Source organism: Thermoanaerobaculia bacterium, from assembly GCA_035717485.1.
Taxonomy (GTDB): Bacteria; Acidobacteriota; Thermoanaerobaculia; order UBA5066; family DATFVB01; genus DATFVB01.
The window spans coordinates 1-16,947 of record DASTIQ010000134.1; the positions used below are offsets into that span (position 1 = coordinate 1).

A 16,947-nucleotide genomic window follows, 5' to 3' on the forward strand; every position below is an offset into this window, starting at 1 on the left:
GGCACTCCGGACGCCGGCTGTGCCGGAGCGTCGGTCCTGACCGGATGCGACGGGGACGGCTTCACGGTGGTCGCGTCCGCCGACATGGAGGTCGTCAAGACCCAGACGGACCCCCTGCCGGCCAACAATCCGGTTCCCGGCGGGACGAACGTCACGTACCGGATCGTGGCGACCAACAACGGGCCTTCGACGGCGACCACCGTCTCCGTCGGTGACAACTTCACGGTCGGATCCGCGACCTTCGTGTCCGCCACTCCGGTCGCGCCGAACACCAACGGCCTCGATTGCTCGGGCTTCACGGCTTTCCCGGGAAGCTGCACTGTCGCCTCCCTCGCGAGCGGGCAGTCCGTCTCCTTCGACCTCGTGGTCACCGCGCCGAACGACGGGACCCCTTCGATCACGGATACCGCGACCACGAGCGCGGATCAGTTCGATCCGGTTTCCAACAACACCTCCTCGGTGACGACGACGGTCTGCCAGAGCGTCGATCTCACGGTCACGAAGGTTGCGGAAAATCTCGCCTGCGTGGCAGGTAACCGCAAGACGACTTGCCTCCTCACGGAGATCCTGGGCGGGAGCGATTTCATCTACCACATCACGGTGACGAACAACGACACGCAGGTAGATGCGACGAACGTCCTCTTCACGGACACGGTGCCGGCAGGCGTCTCTTACGTGTCGGTCACCCCGAGCAACATCTGCACGTCGGGCGACATCTCGCCGGACAACAACTGCAACCTGGGCACGATCGCCAAGAACTCGTCCGTGTCCTTCGACATCCAGGTGACGGCCATCGAAGCCGGCATCGTCTGCAACTCGGCGAACGCCGAAGCGGATCAGTGCGACCGCAACGACGCGGACAACACCTCGGCGTCCGCTTGCGTCACGGTCGACACGAACAACCAGCCGACGGCGCTCGAAGCGGACCGCGAAGCCGGCCCCGGTTCGGACCCCGACGGCGTGGCCAACGTCTCCGACGTCAACCGCGTGTTCGAGCCGAACGAGACCGCCCGCATCGACCCGGCGTGGACCAACACCCTCGACAACGACACGCCCACCGACGTCACGGGCAGCGTCCCGACCTCGGGCGCCGGAAGCTTCGGCTTCTCCGACACGGCGGCCAACGGCGTGACCTACTCGGTCGATGACGCGACGGCCGACTACGGCGTGATTCCCGCGCACACGCAGTCCGACTGCAACTCGGCGACCGCCAACGGCGACTGCTACGAGTTCACGGTCAACATGCCGGGAGACCGCCCGGTCCAGCACTGGGACACGCATTTCACCGAGACGCTCTCGACGGGCGAGACGAAGACCTGGACGCTCCACATCGGCGATTCGTTCACCGATGTGCCGCGATCCGATGTCTTCTATCGCTTCATCGAGACGATCTTCCACAACCACATCACGCTCGGATGCCAGCCGGCCTCGGCCTTCGTTTTCTGTCCGCTGGCGACCGCCAAGCGCGGTGAGATGGCGGCCTTCGTCTCCCGTTCGATCTACGGCGACGATGCGTCCGTCCCGTCGGGCGGCGGCAGCTGGAACTGCACCTCGACCTCCCAGTTCGCGGACTCCTTCGACACGCCGACCGACCAGTCGTACTGCCGGTACGCGAACGCGCTCAAGGACATCCTCATTGTGGGAGGCTGCGACGCGGTCCCCGACTTCTGCGCCAACGTTGCCGTGACCCGCGGCGACGCGGCCGTCATGGTCGCCAAGGGCGTTTCGTACCTGCCGCCGAACAACAACACGGCGAACCCGGACGCCGGCATCCCGCTCTTCGGCAACGACGGAGGATCGTTCCCGGGAACCGGATCCCAACAGTTCAACTGCGACTCGGTCGACCACACCAACACGGTCACGGCCGGCACCATCCCCGCCGGGACGTCTCCGTTCCCGGTCGATACGTTGTGCTCGGATCCGGATGCGAAGTACATCGGCTACCTCTGGATCCGCCACATCGTGGACGGCAACGGAGCGGGTTCTTACCGCCCGACCGACGACATCCTGCGTGACGAAGTCGCGAAGGTGCTCGCCAACGCGTTCGTCGCGCTCCCGCTCTACGGGCCGCTGACCTTCTGATCCCCGGTTCCGATTCCTCTCTCGGGCCCCTCGCAAGAGGGGCCCTTTTTTTGCCCGGCGCGACGCGCGCGACTGTAGAATCCGGCGACGCCCGGGACGGTTTCGGGGGTCGATGGACGGACGGCCCTGCCGCAAGATGACGGATTCGAACCGCGACACCCAGACGGCCGTGCACGAGCTCCGGGAGGCCCGCCGCGAACGGGACGCGGCCTATCGGCAGCTCGAAGCGGCCTACCGGCAGCTCGAGAAGCTCTCGCGAGAGCTTCACGAGATCCATTCCTCCCATCTCTGGAAGGTCGCCGGGATCTACTGGCGTCTCCGGAAATGGCTCTCGCCGGCCCGCGGCCGCCGCGGACCGCCCGAGCCGGACCTCCGACCCGAAGGCGGCGACGCCGACGCCGTCCGGGAGACGCTTTCGAGCGCGCGCCCGTCCGCCTGTGACGTGATCTGTTTCCCGATCATCGACTGGGACTTTCGATTCCAGCGCCCTCAGCAGCTCATGCGCCGCTACGCCACGGCGGGACATCGTGTCTTCTACGTGTCGCAGAATTTTTTCCGGGAAGGTCCCCCCTATCGACTCGTTCCCAGGGAGAAGAACGTCGTCGAGGTCGGGCTGCGAGGCCCCGAACTCAACGTCTACCGGGATTCCCTCGGGGCGGCCGGCGTCGACGCCCTCCTGGGGTCGCTCGACGCCCTGAGACGCGACCTTTCATTGGCGTCGACGGCGGCGGTGCTGCAGCTCCCCTTCTGGTGGCCCCTCGCGCGTCGGGCGCGCGAGCGCTTCGGCTGGACGGTCGTCTACGACTGCATGGACCTCCACGCCGGGTTCTCGACCAATCGACCCGAGATGCTCGACCAGGAGGAGGACCTGCTCGTGTCGGCCGACGCGGTCATGGTTTCGTCGGAGCTCCTGCGGCGGCGCGCCTCCGAGCTCCGGTCGTCCGTCACGCTCGTCCGAAACGCGGCCGACTACGAGCACTTCGCCGGGGAGCGATGGCGGAAAGGCGCCCGGCCGGTCGTGGGGTACTACGGCGCGATCGCCGAGTGGTTCGACGCCGACCTGCTCGCCGACGTCGCCGAGCGCCGCCCGGACTGGGACTTCGTCCTGGTGGGTTCGACGTACGGCGCCGACGTCCGGCGGCTCTCCCGCCTCCCCCACGTCTCGCTGGTCGGAGAGAAGCCCTACGCCGAGATCCCGCGATGGCTCGCCGGATTCGACGTCGCCGTCATCCCGTTCCGACGCACCCCCCTCACCGAGGCGACCGATCCCGTCAAGGCGTACGAGATCCTCGCCGCGGGGAAGCCCCTCGTCGCCGTGCCGCTGCCCGAGCTCGAACCGCTGGGTTCCCGGATCCGGCGGGCCGAGGACGCGCAGGGGTTCGTCCGGGAGATCGCCGCCGCGCTCGACGAGCGCGACCCTTCCCTCGTGGAAGAGCGGCGCGCGTTCGCCCGGGACAACACCTGGGATGCCCGGTTCCGGGCCATGGACGCGGCCGTCTCCGCGGCGTTCCCGAAGGTCTCGATCGTCGTCGTCACGTTCAACAACCGGGCGCTGACCGCGCGGTGCCTCGACAGCCTGTTCTCCGTCAACGAATGGCCGAATTTCGAAGTGATCGTCGTGGACAACGCCTCATCGGACGGGACGCTCGACGACCTGCGCGAAATGGCGGGGCGGCGCCCTTCGATGCGCCTCCTGGAGAATCCGACGAATGCGGGATTCGCCGCCGCGAACAACCGCGGCCTGGCGCTCGCGACCGGAGAGATCCTCGTGATGCTCAACAACGACACGGTCGTCACGCGCGGGTGGCTTCCTCCCCTCGTGAGGAGACTGCGCGCCGATCCGTCGATCGGCATGATCGGCCCGACCACGAACGAGATCGGAAACGAGGCGCGGGTCAAGGTCGACTACGCGGATCTCGCGGACATGCCCTCATGGGCGGCCGATTTCGTCCGCGCCCACGACGGCGAGACCTTCGAGATTCCCGTCCTCGCGATGTTCTGCACCGCGCTGCGGCGTGAGGTGTACGAAAGCGTGGGACCCCTCGACGAGCGGTTCGGGATCGGGATGTTCGAGGACGACGACTATGCCCGCCGGGTCTCCGACGCGGGTCTTCGCCTGGTCTGCGTCCGCGACGCGTTCGTCCACCACGAAGGCGGCGCCTCCTTCAAGCGCCTGCCCGGCGCCGAGTACCGGCGTCTGTTCGAACGCAACCGTTTCCTCTACGAGCAGAAATGGGGCTCGTGGACGCCTCACCTCGACGATTCGACGCGGGATTCGGTGCCCCACTTCGTCGTCAAGCTCCGTCAGATCCTTCGGGAGGCGGGCGAGAGGGGGCGCGAGGCGCCGTTCGTCTTCCTCCCGGACCGCCCGTGGACGGCGACCGTCCCGGGCCGCGCCCGCGCGCTCGCGCTCGCCCTGGGGCGGGCCGGTCGGCTCGTCTTCTACGATTGCACGGGCAGCGTTCCGGATCGCTTCGCGGGCTTCGTGGAAGCCGCGCCGCGCGTGTGGCTCTACAACGGACCGCGCGGCGTGCTCGACCAGATCGAATCTCCGGTCCTCTGGGCGACGCCGCGGAACGCCTCCCAGGTCGACCGATGGGCGAGCCGGACCCTGGCCTATGACCTCGCGGAAGACCTCTCGATGATGGGAATCGAGGCCGGCGCCCTCGCGGCGGCCGATGCGAGGATGCGGCGCGACTCCGACGTGATCTTCTGCGCCGACCGCGCCGTCGCCCGCGGGCTCGGCGGGCCGCCTCGCGTGCGCCACCTCCCCGGCGGCGGAGCCGTTCCCGCCGCCGACGGCCTGCGGGGCGTTCGCCGATCGCGTTCCCGCGCGTGCGCCGTGACGGTCCTCGCCGACGCCGCCCGGTTCGACGCCCCCCTCTTCCGCGTCTGCGCACGGGAAAAGCCCGACTGGGACTTCGTCCTCGTCGTGGACGCCGACACGGAATCCGCGATCGCCGCGTCGATCGAAGGTCTACCCAATGTGCGGGTCGCCTCTGCTCCGGGCAGCCTCGCGGCGGCGTGGCGGCGTGCCGACGCCCTGTTCCTGCCGCTCCGGCCCGACCCTCCCGGATTCTTTCCGGCAGCGCTCTTCGACGCCTTCGCGGCGGGCGTGGCGGCGGTGTCCACGCCCGTTCCGGAGTGCGCGGCGATCCCGGAGGTGTTCGTCGCCCGCGAACCCACCGCCCTCCAGGCGGGCCTGGAAACCGCTCGAGAGCGCCGGCGGTCTCCGGAATTCGCCTCCCGCCTGAGGGCGGTCGCCGGAGAGAACACCTGGGACGTCCGCGGGGCGGCGGTCCTCGACGCGATCCGGGAGTCTGCGGCCCGCGTCGACGTCGGGCCTCCGGGCGAGAGCGGGCGGGCCGGATGAGCGCGAACGGCGAGGGAGCGGGCGCAAAGAAGCGCGTCCTGTTTTCGGGCTATTTCGGCGCCGGCAACCTGGGGGACGAGGCGATTCTGTCGGCCACGCTCGCCCGCTTCCATGCCCAATTCGGAGACACGCTCGACCCGATCGTGGAGAGCCGCGATCCCGTCGCGACGCGGCGCTCCCAGGGAGCCATCACGACGGTCCGGCCGGAGCTCCTCCTCCTCTCGGAGGCGATTCGATCGAGCGACCTGGTCGTGTGGGGGGGAGGAGGCCTCCTTCAGGACATCTGGCACTTTCCGGTCGAGGATCTTTTTCGGAACCCGCGCGCCGGCATCCCGTGGTACGTCCGCGTGCCCCTCCTCTCGGCCTTCTGGGGAGTCCCCTGCATTCTGTACGCCCAGGGAATCGGCCCGGTCGAGCACGCCGAAAGCCGGCGCCTGATCGCGGTGGTCGCCAATTCGCTGCCCGCGATCACGGTGCGCGACGAGCCTTCGGCGGCGCTCCTCCGAGAATGCGGCGTCACCGCGCCGATCACCGTCACCGCCGATCCGGCGTTCGCTCTCCGTATCGAAGCGGGGCAGATCCCGGCGCAGATGCGCGCCCACGGTCTCGATTCGCTCCCCCGGCCCCTCGCCGCGCTCGTTCCCCGACTCCCGCCCGGCGAAGAAACGGACTGGATCGAGCCCTATGTCCGCGGCGTCGACCGGTGGCTCGAGGCGTCGGGAGGGAGCGTCGCATTCCTGCCCTTCGACCAGGGGCGCGCCCGCGACGTCGGCATCTGCGACGGGCTCCGCCGGCGGATGGCCCGGCCCGATCGGGCGGTCGTGGTCGAGCGGATCGAGAAGCCCGCCGGCGCGCTCGCGCTCCTCGGCGGATGCGACCTGGTCCTCGCCACCCGGCTCCATGGCGTGATCCTCGCCGCCGTCGCCGGAACGCCCGTCGCCGCCCTCGACTACGACCCGAAGGTGGCGGCCGCGGCCGCGGACCTCGACGTCCCGGTCCTCCCTCTCCATTCGATCCGCGAGCAATCGATCTTCGAGGCGATGTCGGCCCTCGCCGCGGAGCCGGAGCGGCGCCGGGAGGCGCTCGCCGGGCGGATCGAGTATCTCCGCTCCCGCGAAGAATGGAACGTTCGCCGCGCGGCGGCGCTTCTCGCCCGCCCCGCCTCGTCAAGGTCGCCGGACGATTCCTCGCGCGAGCTCCAGGAGGCGAAGGACTTCCTTTCGATCGCTTCGCGCCAGCTGGCGGTTGCCTCCCGGGAGCTCTCCGAATCGCGCGCCCGCGAGGCGGACGTCGCGGTCGAGCTCGCGCGTGTCTCGGAGGAATTCGAACGGTGGAAGAGCTCGCGGACCGGCCGGATCCAGCAGGCGACGTGGGACCTCTCCGCGCGCCTCCTGCCGGAGGGAAGCCGACGCCGCCAGATCTATCGGCGTCTCCGGGGCCTTCCCGAGCCCCTTCCTCCTTCCGAGATCCCGGCCCGCGACTCTTCCCCGTCCGAGCCTCCGGGCCCGCGCGATTTTCCGGGAGAGCTCGCCGCGTTCGAAGAGCGGCTCCTCCACGCGCCGAAGGTCCCCGTCGTGGCGATCTTCTCCGCGACGCGACTCCGCGAGGACGAAGGTCAGCGCCCCACCCAGTTCGCGTTGGAGCTCGCCCGGCGCGGAACGGCGGTGGTCTTCGTTTTCTGGAGATGGTCTGCCGACGAACCGTCGCCGCAGGATCGACTGGAGTCCCGCATCTTCCAGGTGCCGATCGACGTCGTGGCGTCCGATCCCGACATTCTCTTCCGGCGCTTCCGCGGGTTCCCGCGGCGCGTCGTCTTCGAATTCCCCCACCCCTCCTTCCTCGAGCCGCTCGCGGCGGCCAACGCCGAGGGATGGACGACGGTGTACGACGTGCTCGATGACTGGGAAGACTTCCATCGCGTGGGGCAGGCCGCCTGGTATCGAGAAGGCTTCGAGAGGCACCTGGCGGGAACGAGCGGCGTCGTCACCGCCGTCCATCCGCTCCTCGTCGAACGCGCCGCGGCTCTCGGAGCGCGCGCCCCGATTCTCGTTCCGAACGGCGTTCGGACGGAGATCGCGGCGGTCGGCACGCGGCGGCGTCTGCGCCGGGGGCGCGTGACGGTCGGCTATTTCGGATATCTCGCCGGAGCCTGGTTCGACTGGGAGATCGTGGCGGCCGCGGCCCGGGCGCGACCGCGGTGGGTATTCCACCTCATCGGATACGGCGGCTCCGCCGAAGGGGTCGAGCTGCCCGAAAACGTGGTGCTCCACGGGCGCGTGGCCCAGAGCGAACTCGCGTCGTACGCGGCGTGCTGGGACGTCGGGATCGTCCCGTTCAAGGAGAGCCGTCTCGCCGCGGGCGCCGATCCGATCAAGACCTACGAATATCTCGCGATGGGCCTTCCGGTCGTCGTCACCGGGGTCTTCCCGCCCCGCGGCGCCGAGGCGCACGTCACCCGCGCCGGGTCCGCCGACGAATTCGTCGCCGCCATCGAAAAGGGCGGACGGACCCGCCGACGACGTGCCGACCGTCGCGACTTCGCGAAGGGCTGCACCTGGGCCCGCCGCCTCGACGCCCTGCTCGACGCGGCCGGCGGCTTCGAAAGAGAGGATCCCGAAAGACGGGCGCTCTTCGGGGCGCCGGAATGAAGGTCCTCTTCGTCTACAAGTACCTCACCCTCGGCGGGTGCGAAACGGTGATTCGCGCCCGGCTCGAGGGGCTGGAACGGGAGGGAATCGAGGCCCACGCCTGGTTCTTCGAAGACCTGGGCGGGATCGACATCTTCGCCGGGCTCGAGTCGCGCGTCCGCGTGGGGGGACTCCGCGACTGCGAGTCGGCGATCCTCGACGAAGGCTTCGACCTCGTCTCGACGATCGACACCGAGGAGGTCTTCCCCCTTTTCGAAGCCAACCCGCGGCTTCCCGCTCTCGTGGTGGAAGCCCACAGCCCTCACCCGGAGAACCTGGAATATCTCCGCCGGACGGAGGACGTCCCGGTGGCGGCCTTCTTCGCGCCGTCGGAATACCAGGCCGCTCTCGTCGCCGAGCGCGTCGCCGGCCCCGCGGCGATCACGGTCGTGCCGAACCCGCTGCGGGCATCCTTCTGCGAGGCGATCGCTCCGACCTCCGGAGCGCGTCCGCCGCGAATCGCCTGGATCGGCCGCCTCGACGCGCTCAAGAACTGGCCGGAATTCGTCGACGTCGCCGCATCCCTGCGCGGGTCCGGGATCGACGCCGTCTTCCGCCTGGTCGGACGCGCCCCCGACCGCCTGACCCCCGAGGCCCTGCTCGCCCGGCTCGAAGCCGCCGCCGTAGCCGACCGGCTCCGCTGGTACCGCGGTCTCGATCACGCGCGCATTCCGGCGTTTCTCGATTTCGTCCGCGATTCCGGGGGAGTCGTCGTCGTCACGTCGCGGGGAGAATCGTTCGGGATGGTCGCCGCCGAGGCGATGGCCCGGGGCTGCGCATGCGTCATCGCCGACCAGCCCCCCCTCTCGGAACTCGCCGGCGCCGGACGGTTCGCGCGAACCTATCCCCCGGGCGACGCCGGACGCGCCGCGGCGGAGGTCGCTTCTCTGCTCGCCGATGCGGACGGACGGACCTCCCTCGGCAGCCGCGCCCGGGACGCGATTCTCGCGCGGCATTCGCCCGCCGCCGCGATTCCCGCGCTGGCGCGCGCGCTGGAATCCGCGGCATCCCGGAAATGACCGCCGAGGGAGGAGCACCGGGCGGCAGCGTCCGGCCGCCCGAGATCCCGTCCTCGCTCCGGGCGGAGACGGCCGCGGCCCTCGGAGCGCTCGTCGCCGGCGTCCTCCCGCGTCTGCTCTTCGTCCGGGCCTACCCCGTCGCCCCGATGTCCGACTTCGCTGCGATGGTGAAGATGGCCACCGCGCTGAGGGACCACGCGCCGGAGGCGGCGCGCTGGGGCTGGTTCCAGCTGAGCGCCGGGGCTCCGACGCTCCTTTCGATGGCCCTGCGGCTCGCGCCGGGCTCCCCGGCAACCGCCGCGCGAATCGCGACCGCGATCTGGACCGGTCTCGCTCCGCTGACGGCGTTCCTCGTGCTCGGGCGTCCGTTCTCTCTCCGGTTTCGGCTGGCGGCCGCGGCGGGGCTCGCTTTCTGGCCCGGGCAGATCGTCTTCAGCGGCGTGGTCTCCCAGGACAACTGGATCGTTCTCCCCGTCGTCGCTTCCGCCGCCCTCGGCGTGCGGGCCCTGCGGGAGGGCGCGGCTCGGCCTCTGCTGGCCGCCCTCTTCTATGCCTCAGCCGTCTGGATCCGCGAGGAGATGCTCGTCGTCCTCGTTCCCCCCGCCGTCGTCGCCGCGGCGGGCCCGCGGACCGGACGCCGTCGGATGATCCTCCGTTTCGCGCTCGCCGCCTCTCTCCTGCTCGGCCTCATCTGCTGGCAGCGGGGCCGTGCGACCGGCCGATACACGGTGCGGAGCGAGCTCGGATGGGAGGCGCCTCTCGGAACGTACGCTCCCGGGGCCGGGCTCGGATTCGTCCTCCCCCGCGCTTTTCTCTCGTCGGTGGACCCGGCCCTGCTGAAGGATCGGCGTCGGGCGCTCGCCCTCGCGCCATCGCTGGTTTTCGAAGAAGTCCGCCGGCGCCCCTTCTATCATGCGGTCCGCCGAATCGCGGCCACCCTCCTGACCTGGCAGCACGCGGAGCTGGAGGACCTCTACTGGGCGTTTCCCTATCCCGATCCGGCGGCTCCGCCGGGTGCGTCCGCCCGGAGATTCGCCGCGCGCGCGGGACCATGGCTCGACCGGTCCCTCGCGCTCGTTCACGTCGCCTTTCTCGCGGCCGTTCTGCTCGGGCTCTCCTCGGGGAGCCGCGAGGTGACGCTGCTCACCGTCACGATCGCCGCCAAGGTCGGGGTGCAGCTTCTCTTCGTTTCGATGGGACGGTTCTTCCTGCCGGTCGAAGCGCTCGAGCTCCTGACGATCCCGTTCGGCGTCGAGATCGCCCTTCGCCGCCGCCGGGCCGCGGTGGCGGTTGGAGGCGCTGCCGTGTTCGCAGCGGCGATCGCCGCCTCGGCGCGCGCGATGGGCAACTGGGCCCTCGCTCACGAGGACGTCCCGCAGCGCATCTACCGCTTCTCGATCTCCGGCCCCGGCCGGGCCGCCTCGCTCGACTGCATCGTGGCGAAAGGCTGGGTGAGCGATCTCGGCGAAACGTCGGCCCGACTTCAGCTGCTCCGCCGCGACCCGCGGCCAGGCGAGGTCGCCCGCGCCGACTGCCGCCTGCTGCCCGGTTCCGGCGCGGGCCCCGTCGCGCTCGAAATCCGCGACGGATACGCGAAGGGCGGCCTGCCGAACCAGATCGTTCAGCGCGTGAGGGTCGACGGCCGGGAGGAACTGGCCCACGACATCTCCGACGTTCCCGGAGAGGGGTGGCTCGCGGTGCCCCTTCCCGCCGGATCCGGCGGCGCTCCGCCCCGCGTCACGATCGAGATCGATGCCGTCCGGCCGTTCCGCGGGGGCGACTGGGGAGACGCCGGGGCGACGGATTTCCGGCTCGCGCCCGCCGACCGGACCCGGACGAACCGCGACTGAGTCCCGCACCCGGCGACGAGCGGACTGGCTCCGCGCCGCGTCAGTTGAGCGTCAGCCCGTACGCGTTGACGAGGAACTTCGCCATCTGGTCGCGCAGCACCGGGCTGTCGGGACGGTAAGTTCCGTCGCCGAAGCCGTCGACGATCCCCTGCGACCAGATGAAATACACGAAACGGCACAGCGGGCTCGAATCGTCCACGTCGCTGAAGAAGTTCGGCTGGCCGTCCGTGCAGTCGTAACCGCGCCCGTTCCCCGGATCGGCGCGCGCGGCCGGGACCGCGGCGTCGCTTCCCGCGAGGTCCCGCGCGAGGACCGCCGCGAACGCCCCCCGGGTCAGCGGGGAGGCCGGGCACCAGGTGGACGCGTACGTCGCCTGCTCGTCCGCGCACGAAAACGTCCGCCCGCCCGCCGCGAGCCAGTGGATCTGGCGGCAGAAGCCGGAAGTCGGACTCACGTCCGTGAACAGGGAAACGCCGCCCGCGCGGCAGGCGTAGGCGCCGAGACCCGGAACGTTGCCGGCGGCCGGGACCGCGGCGTCGCTTCCCAGGGCCGTCCGCGCGACGAAGGCCGCGATCTGCTCGCGCGTCACGGCCTGCGTCGGACAGTACGCCCCCGTGCCGCACCCGAGCGTCACGCCGTTGTGGAAGAGCGTCTCGATCGGCGTGAAGAACGTCTCGCTCGCCGGAACGTCCGCGAAGCTCCCGCCGATGTGCACGGTCCACTTTCGCGTCGGCCCGGTCGAGAGCTTCTCCGTCGCCGTCGCGTCCCAGTGCGCGGCCGGACGGTTCGCCGGGTTCGTCACGCCGATCCGGTAGCAGCCCGCCGCCGAGCTTCGGCAGGTCCCCGTCGCGCCCGCCGCGATCGACGCGTACCCCGCCGACGAATCGCCCACGCCGTACGTCGCGCCCGCCGGCCCGGTGAAGCCGGAAAGCGTTCCCGTGAACGCCGCGGACGAACTTCCGTCGTTCTTCCAGAACGGCGCGAGCTCGGCCGCCTCCCCGGGCTCGAGGATGCCGTTCGTGTTCGAGCTGCCATTGGGGACCGCCTCGCCGTCCGCCTCGGGCCGCACGGGAGTGAGCGTCGGAGCCCACGCGGTCATGTGCCCGGCCTCGTCGCCGAGATACAGGATGCCGTTGGCGACCACCGGGCTCTGCCAGTGAATCCCGCCGATCGCGGTCGTGGACCAGAGAGCCGCGCCCGTCGTCGGCGAGAGAGCCCGAAGCAGCCCTCCGCCCGCCGCGTAGAGGACGCCATTGGCCACGAGGGGCGAAGATGCCGCCCCCGATTTCGTCCAGACCGCGCCGAGCGACGCGCTCGCGCCCGATGCCGTCAGACGGAGCGCGGAAATTCCCGCGCCGTTCCCCACGAACACCCAGGTCGAGCCGTCCGAGGGATTCACCCAGACGGCCGGCGCGCTGAATACTCCCCCTCCCTGCGGCAGCGCCAGCACCTGGACCGCGCCGCCCGTGAAACCGGGGCCGCCGTGGCCGCTCAGGTCGTCGAGGCGGAGGAGCCGGAGCATTCCGTCCTTTCCCGACTGGAGGCCGAGGCGGCCGCTGTAGCCGGGCGCCGGAAGGATCGCGGGAGCCGTGCTGCCCACGTCGGCATCGCTGTCCTGCAGCTGCTGGAAGTTCGCCGGGGTATAGCTGTCGACCGGTTTGCCGGAAGCGCCGGTTCCGTTCGGGTGGATCGCCAGAACGGAATCCCCCCAGGCGGCCGCCGCGTCGTAATCGCCGTTTCCGGTCGCGACGAAGAGGCGGTTCGTCACCGGATCGTAGACGGCGCCGCTCCTCGCCCAGATCGCGGTCTGCACGTGGCCGCAGTCGGGAGTTCCCGGCTTCTCGGCGAAGTGGACCGCCTGCCCGCTGCAGGCGGCGTTGAACACCGTCTGTCCCTGGGTCGCCAGGTTGACGACGGTGACGTGACCCTGGTAGTCGCCGGCGTCTCCCGGGTATCCGCCGTTGCAGACGTAGAGAAAAGGGGTCCCCAGAGCGTTGACCGCGACCGAGAGATCCGACGACCCCTTCTCGTCGAACGGCTTGATCGTCGCCGTCTGCGGCCATCCGGCGCCCGCGACCTCCGTTCCGTCCGCGGTCCGGTAGCGGTGCACCTTACCGTCGAGGCCGTAAGCGAAGACGTACACCCGGTCCGGAGAAACCGCGGGCGACGACGTCGTGTAGCACACGTTCGCGCCGTTGTTGATCCGGCAGGAGCCGGCGGGGCTGGATCGCGACCAGACCGTCGCCCCCGTCCGTGCGTCGAGGGCGACGAGGTCGCCCGCGCGGGTCGTCGCCAGCAGCAGGTCGCGGGGCCCCGCCGCCGTGCCGACGTGCTGAACGACCGCGGGAGCGCCGTCGCAGACCGCGGGGAGCGTGGCCTGGAAGATCCGCACGAGCCCGCCCACGTTCGTCGCGTCGATCACCGTTTCCCGGATGTCGTTGCCGCCGTGCTGCGGATCGCCGTTGAACTGCGTCCAGTCGTACGCGGCCGAGATCCCCGCCCACCCGAGGGCGGCGAGCAGGAAAACGACGGCGCGTTTCATCGAGACTCTCTCGCGAGATCTTTCGCGCCGGCGCGCTCGCGCCGCAGCTTCTCCCGGAGCCGGCCCGGTTCCAGCCGATGCTTGGCGAACTTCTTTCCGGAAACGAACAGGACGGGAACGTCGAGTCCGAACTCCTCGGCGAGATCGCTCCGGGAATCGACGTCCACGATGGTCGTCTTCACGGCAAATCCCTTCGCCTCGTCCTCGACCGCCGATTTCATCGCGTCGCACAGATGACATTCGCGCCGGGTGTACAGGAGGAGATCGATCATTTCGAACGCTGCGCGCTCTCCTGTTCTGCCACGCGGCGCGACACGAGCCAGGCGTAGTGGAAGCCCGAGACGACGGTCGCCGCCGCCACGGCCCCGAAGGGAACCCAGACGAACGGCATCGGGAGCGGCCACACGTCCGCGCAGAGCACCGCGAGCACCGTCACGATCTGGATGACCGTGTTCGTCTTGCCGAGGAACGTCGCGGGGAAGTCCTTCATTCCGGTCGTCAGGATGATCACGAGCGCGACGACCATCATGAGGACGTCGCGCGAGATGACGAGAAAGGTCAATCCCTCCGGGATATGGACGCGCGCCCGGTAGGTGGGAATCGCCAGCATGATGTACGACGAGATCATCAATAGCTTGTCCGCAATGGGGTCGAGAACCGCCCCGACCGCGGACTGCATATGCAGGGCCCGCGCCAGATACCCGTCGAGACCGTCGGAAACCCCCGCGACGACGAAGAGCACGAGCGCCGCGACGGGACGTTCGGCGGCGATCGAATAGAGGAAGACCGGGAGGACCGCGAGGCGAAGCAGAGTGATGAGGTTCGGGATCGTCCAGGGTCCCTTGAGATCCGTGGCTTTCATCGCGCCGTCCCTCCCGCCGGGCCGCCCTGCTGCAGGAACCCGATCCCGCGCCGGAACTCCGCACCCGAGACGCCCGGCGCCCGGGAGGCGGGAAGGAGTCCGCAGGAGGCCGCGAGGGCGGCCGGCTTCTTCACATCTCCCCCTTTCGGCGTGCAGGCCGCGACACCCGGAGCGCCCGCGACGGATCCCGCCCGGAGCAGGATGCGGGCCGCATCCGAGCGCGTCACGAAAGCGTCGGGGCGCGCGCGATGCGTCGCCGGATCGACCGTGAGGAGCCCGAGCTGGAGACCCCGGGAGAGCATCCTCTGGTCGGCCCGCGCGACGATGTCCGAAGCGACGGGCGCGGGACCGGGCGCGGACGCCGTCCGGATCTGCGGAAGGAGCCGCCAGAGGAGCGTCATCGCCCCGGCGCGCGTCAGACGGGGCGAGCGGGCGATCGCCCGTTCCCGTGCCGGCCAGTTGGAGATGACGAAGTCTTCCTGGCTCTCCTGGGCGCGGGCGCGGAAGCGGGGATCCGCGCGCGCCAGAGCGGAGAAGATTTCGAAGGCGGCGTCGCCCCGGCCGACCTTCAGCGCGAGGTTCCCCGCCTGTTCCCCGGTCGCGACGTCCGAGGGATCGCGACGCCACGCTTCGAACAGTCGATCGAAGCCTTCCCGATCGTCCCCCGAAGCCGCCGCCGCGCGGCCGGCGATGCGGAGCGCGTCGAGGTCGGAAGGCGCGATGGCGAGCGCCCGTTCCGCGTCCGCGCGCGACTCGGCGGCTTCCGTCTTCAGCTCCCCGCGGGCTTTCTCCACGAGGGCGCGAACCGCCTTACCGCCCGTCGATCGCTTCCTCTCGAGGAGGCCGGCGTTGCCGGGAGAGCGCAGGAGCGCGGCTTCGAAGAGATCGTAGGCTTCGGGCCACCGTTCGAGTTTCCCCGCCGTCTCCGCGCAGACGGCGAGGATCGGGGCGGTTTCGATCCCCTTCGCGAACGCGGCGTCGCATCCCCGTCGCGCGTCCTCCAGACGGCCGAGCTCGAGGAGCGCCTGCACGCGGCCGATCGCGCCGGCCGATCCCGCGGCGGCGTCGAAAGCGCGAAGAGCCTCCTCGAACCGCCCTTCCCCCATCCGCGTCCAGCCCTCCGCGATGCCCGGCGGAAACGGTCCCGGCAGCCCGGTCCGCGGATCGAGAACGTAGGCCGGAAGCCGGGCGGTGGGAACGGCAACGGTCCGGCAACCGGCCGCGAGCAGCGCGGCCAGCAGGATGCGGCCGCTCTTCCGGGTCACGGCGAAGGCGGGGCGGGAGTGTGGGAGACGGGGCGTTCGGCGCGCAGCAACGCGATCGCGTGCTTGTAGATCATCTCCTCGACCCCGGAGATCTCGACGACGATCGCGAACTTGTCGAACCGCTTGAGGCGCCCGATGCGGGTTTCCCCGTTGATCAGGCGCACCTCGACGGCGATCTCCTCGTGACGCAGCGCGAAGAAGAACGAATCCTGCACGTTGATCGGCGCCTTGTTCACGGCGCTCCTTCCGCGAACGCGGCGGCGCGGCGGACGGCCGCGTCGAAATCGAGCGTTTCCAGTTCGGGCTCGGAGGCGAGCCAGGTTCGCTGACGTTTCGCGAGCGCGCGGGTGCGGGAGACGATCCGGGCGAGCGCTTCGTCGTCGGTCAGCTCGCCCGCGCCCCGCCGGACGAGCTCCGCGTATCCGATCGCGCGGAAGGCGGGCGCGTCGGGGGGAACGCCCTGTGCGAGCAGGCTCTCCACCTCGCGGGGCCAACCGGACGTCCACATCTCGCGCACTCTCCTCGAAATACGAGTATAGAGATCTTCCTTCGGAAACAGAAGCGCGAGCCGGAGCAGCCGCCGGCCGACGAGTCCGGGAACCGCCGGCGCGCGCTCGGTCACCCGCCGGCCGGTCGACAGCACGATTTCGAGCGCGCGGGACAGGCGTCCCGTGTCTCCGGCCGGCACGCGCGCCGCGTACGCCGGGTCGAGCACGTCGAGCATCCGCTTCCGGAACGCGCGGCCCGACTCGCTCCACCCCTCCGCCAGATAACGGCGCAGCGCGGCCGATTCGACGGCACCTCCGGGCAGACCCGAAAGGAGGGCGCGGACGTAGAAGTGCGATCCGCCGACGATGATCGGAAGACGCCCCCGATGCTCGATTCCGCGGATCGCGCCCTGCGCCTCGGCCGCCCACCGCCCCGCCGAGAAGGGCTCGACCGGATCCGCCACGTCGATCAGATGGTGCGGGATCTCCGCGCGAATCTCGCTCGAAGGCTTCGCCGTCCCGATGTCGAGCCCGCGATACACGGCGAACGCGTCGGCCGAGACGATTTCCCCTCCCGTGCGCCGCGCGATCTCGACGGCGAGCGCGCTCTTCCCGCTGGCGGTCGGGCCCAGGACGAGAACGACCGGCGGCGCGGTCACGGGCGTCCCCGTTCGCGAAGGAGCAGATGCCCCGGGGTGACGAGGAAGCCGACGTCGGAGCGAAGGTCGGTGCGGAAGACCGGAACCCGGAGGCGCGCGAACGTCGCGAGCGTTTCGGGG

11 protein-coding genes are annotated in these 16,947 nt (G+C 70.4%); 5 read left to right on the top strand and 6 right to left on the bottom strand.

The window, feature by feature from the left end; genetic code table 11:
• From VFS34_07060 to VFS34_07080, 5 genes are all read left to right on the top strand, one after another.
• Nucleotides 1-2,082 (top strand): DUF11 domain-containing protein (locus VFS34_07060; GenBank protein ID HET9794204.1); only part of this gene is annotated, 2,082 nt, incomplete at its 5' end.
• Nucleotides 2,083-2,218: 136 nt separating this feature from the next.
• The gene (locus tag VFS34_07065; GenBank protein ID HET9794205.1) at nucleotides 2,219-5,455 is read left to right on the top strand and encodes a glycosyltransferase; all 3,237 of its coding nucleotides are present in this window, start codon (nucleotides 2,219-2,221) and stop codon (nucleotides 5,453-5,455) included.
• Nucleotides 5,452-8,103: a polysaccharide pyruvyl transferase family protein gene (locus tag VFS34_07070; GenBank protein ID HET9794206.1), complete on the top strand. Its 2,652-nt coding sequence runs from the start codon at nucleotides 5,452-5,454 to the stop codon at nucleotides 8,101-8,103. The genes VFS34_07065 and VFS34_07070 overlap by 4 nt, the downstream gene beginning before the upstream one ends.
• Nucleotides 8,100-9,161, top strand: coding sequence for a glycosyltransferase family 4 protein (locus tag VFS34_07075; protein HET9794207.1), 1,062 nt, complete (start codon nucleotides 8,100-8,102; stop codon nucleotides 9,159-9,161). The genes VFS34_07070 and VFS34_07075 overlap by 4 nt, the downstream gene beginning before the upstream one ends.
• Nucleotides 9,158-11,011 (top strand): hypothetical protein, encoded by a 1,854-nt coding sequence (locus VFS34_07080; GenBank protein HET9794208.1) that lies wholly within the window; start codon nucleotides 9,158-9,160, stop codon nucleotides 11,009-11,011. Before VFS34_07075 ends, VFS34_07080 begins: the two co-directional genes overlap by 4 nt.
• A 40-nt stretch (nucleotides 11,012-11,051) precedes the next feature.
• Here VFS34_07080 and VFS34_07085 read toward each other — a convergent pair whose 3' ends face one another.
• From VFS34_07085 to miaA, 6 genes are read right to left on the bottom strand one after another with little or no spacing between them, the layout of a single operon-like run.
• Nucleotides 11,052-13,553: a PQQ-binding-like beta-propeller repeat protein gene (locus tag VFS34_07085; GenBank protein HET9794209.1), complete on the bottom strand. Its 2,502-nt coding sequence runs from the start codon at nucleotides 13,551-13,553 to the stop codon at nucleotides 11,052-11,054.
• Nucleotides 13,550-13,825, bottom strand: a complete 276-nt coding sequence (locus VFS34_07090) for a glutaredoxin family protein (GenBank protein HET9794210.1) — start codon at nucleotides 13,823-13,825, stop codon at nucleotides 13,550-13,552. Before VFS34_07090 ends, VFS34_07085 begins: the two co-directional genes overlap by 4 nt.
• A complete protein-coding gene (locus tag VFS34_07095) occupies nucleotides 13,822-14,415 on the bottom strand; it encodes a CDP-alcohol phosphatidyltransferase family protein (GenBank protein ID HET9794211.1) in 594 nt (197 codons plus the stop codon). The genes VFS34_07090 and VFS34_07095 overlap by 4 nt, the downstream gene beginning before the upstream one ends.
• Entirely contained in the window at nucleotides 14,412-15,680 is a 1,269-nt protein-coding gene (locus VFS34_07100) for a hypothetical protein (protein HET9794212.1), read from the bottom strand. The genes VFS34_07095 and VFS34_07100 overlap by 4 nt, the downstream gene beginning before the upstream one ends.
• The gene (locus VFS34_07105) at nucleotides 15,677-15,916 is read right to left on the bottom strand and encodes an RNA chaperone Hfq (GenBank protein ID HET9794213.1); all 240 of its coding nucleotides are present in this window, start codon (nucleotides 15,914-15,916) and stop codon (nucleotides 15,677-15,679) included. The genes VFS34_07100 and VFS34_07105 overlap by 4 nt, the downstream gene beginning before the upstream one ends.
• Entirely contained in the window at nucleotides 15,913-16,827 is a 915-nt protein-coding gene (gene miaA / locus VFS34_07110; GenBank protein ID HET9794214.1) for a tRNA (adenosine(37)-N6)-dimethylallyltransferase MiaA, read from the bottom strand. Before miaA ends, VFS34_07105 begins: the two co-directional genes overlap by 4 nt.
• Nucleotides 16,828-16,947 lie beyond the last annotated feature (120 nt).

What these genes read in the sequence shown, in the direction of transcription:
- VFS34_07065 (HET9794205.1), top strand. Translation starts at nt 2,219, where the DNA reads ATGACGGATTCGAACCGCGACACCCAGACGGCCGTGCACGAGCTCCGG.
- VFS34_07070 (HET9794206.1), top strand. Translation starts at nt 5,452, where the DNA reads ATGAGCGCGAACGGCGAGGGAGCGGGCGCAAAGAAGCGCGTCCTGTTT.
- VFS34_07075 (HET9794207.1), top strand. Translation starts at nt 8,100, where the DNA reads ATGAAGGTCCTCTTCGTCTACAAGTACCTCACCCTCGGCGGGTGCGAA.
- VFS34_07080 (HET9794208.1), top strand. Translation starts at nt 9,158, where the DNA reads ATGACCGCCGAGGGAGGAGCACCGGGCGGCAGCGTCCGGCCGCCCGAG.
- VFS34_07085 (HET9794209.1), bottom strand. Translation starts at nt 13,553, where the DNA reads ATGAAACGCGCCGTCGTTTTCCTGCTCGCCGCCCTCGGGTGGGCGGGG.
- VFS34_07090 (HET9794210.1), bottom strand. Translation starts at nt 13,825, where the DNA reads ATGATCGATCTCCTCCTGTACACCCGGCGCGAATGTCATCTGTGCGAC.
- VFS34_07095 (HET9794211.1), bottom strand. Translation starts at nt 14,415, where the DNA reads ATGAAAGCCACGGATCTCAAGGGACCCTGGACGATCCCGAACCTCATC.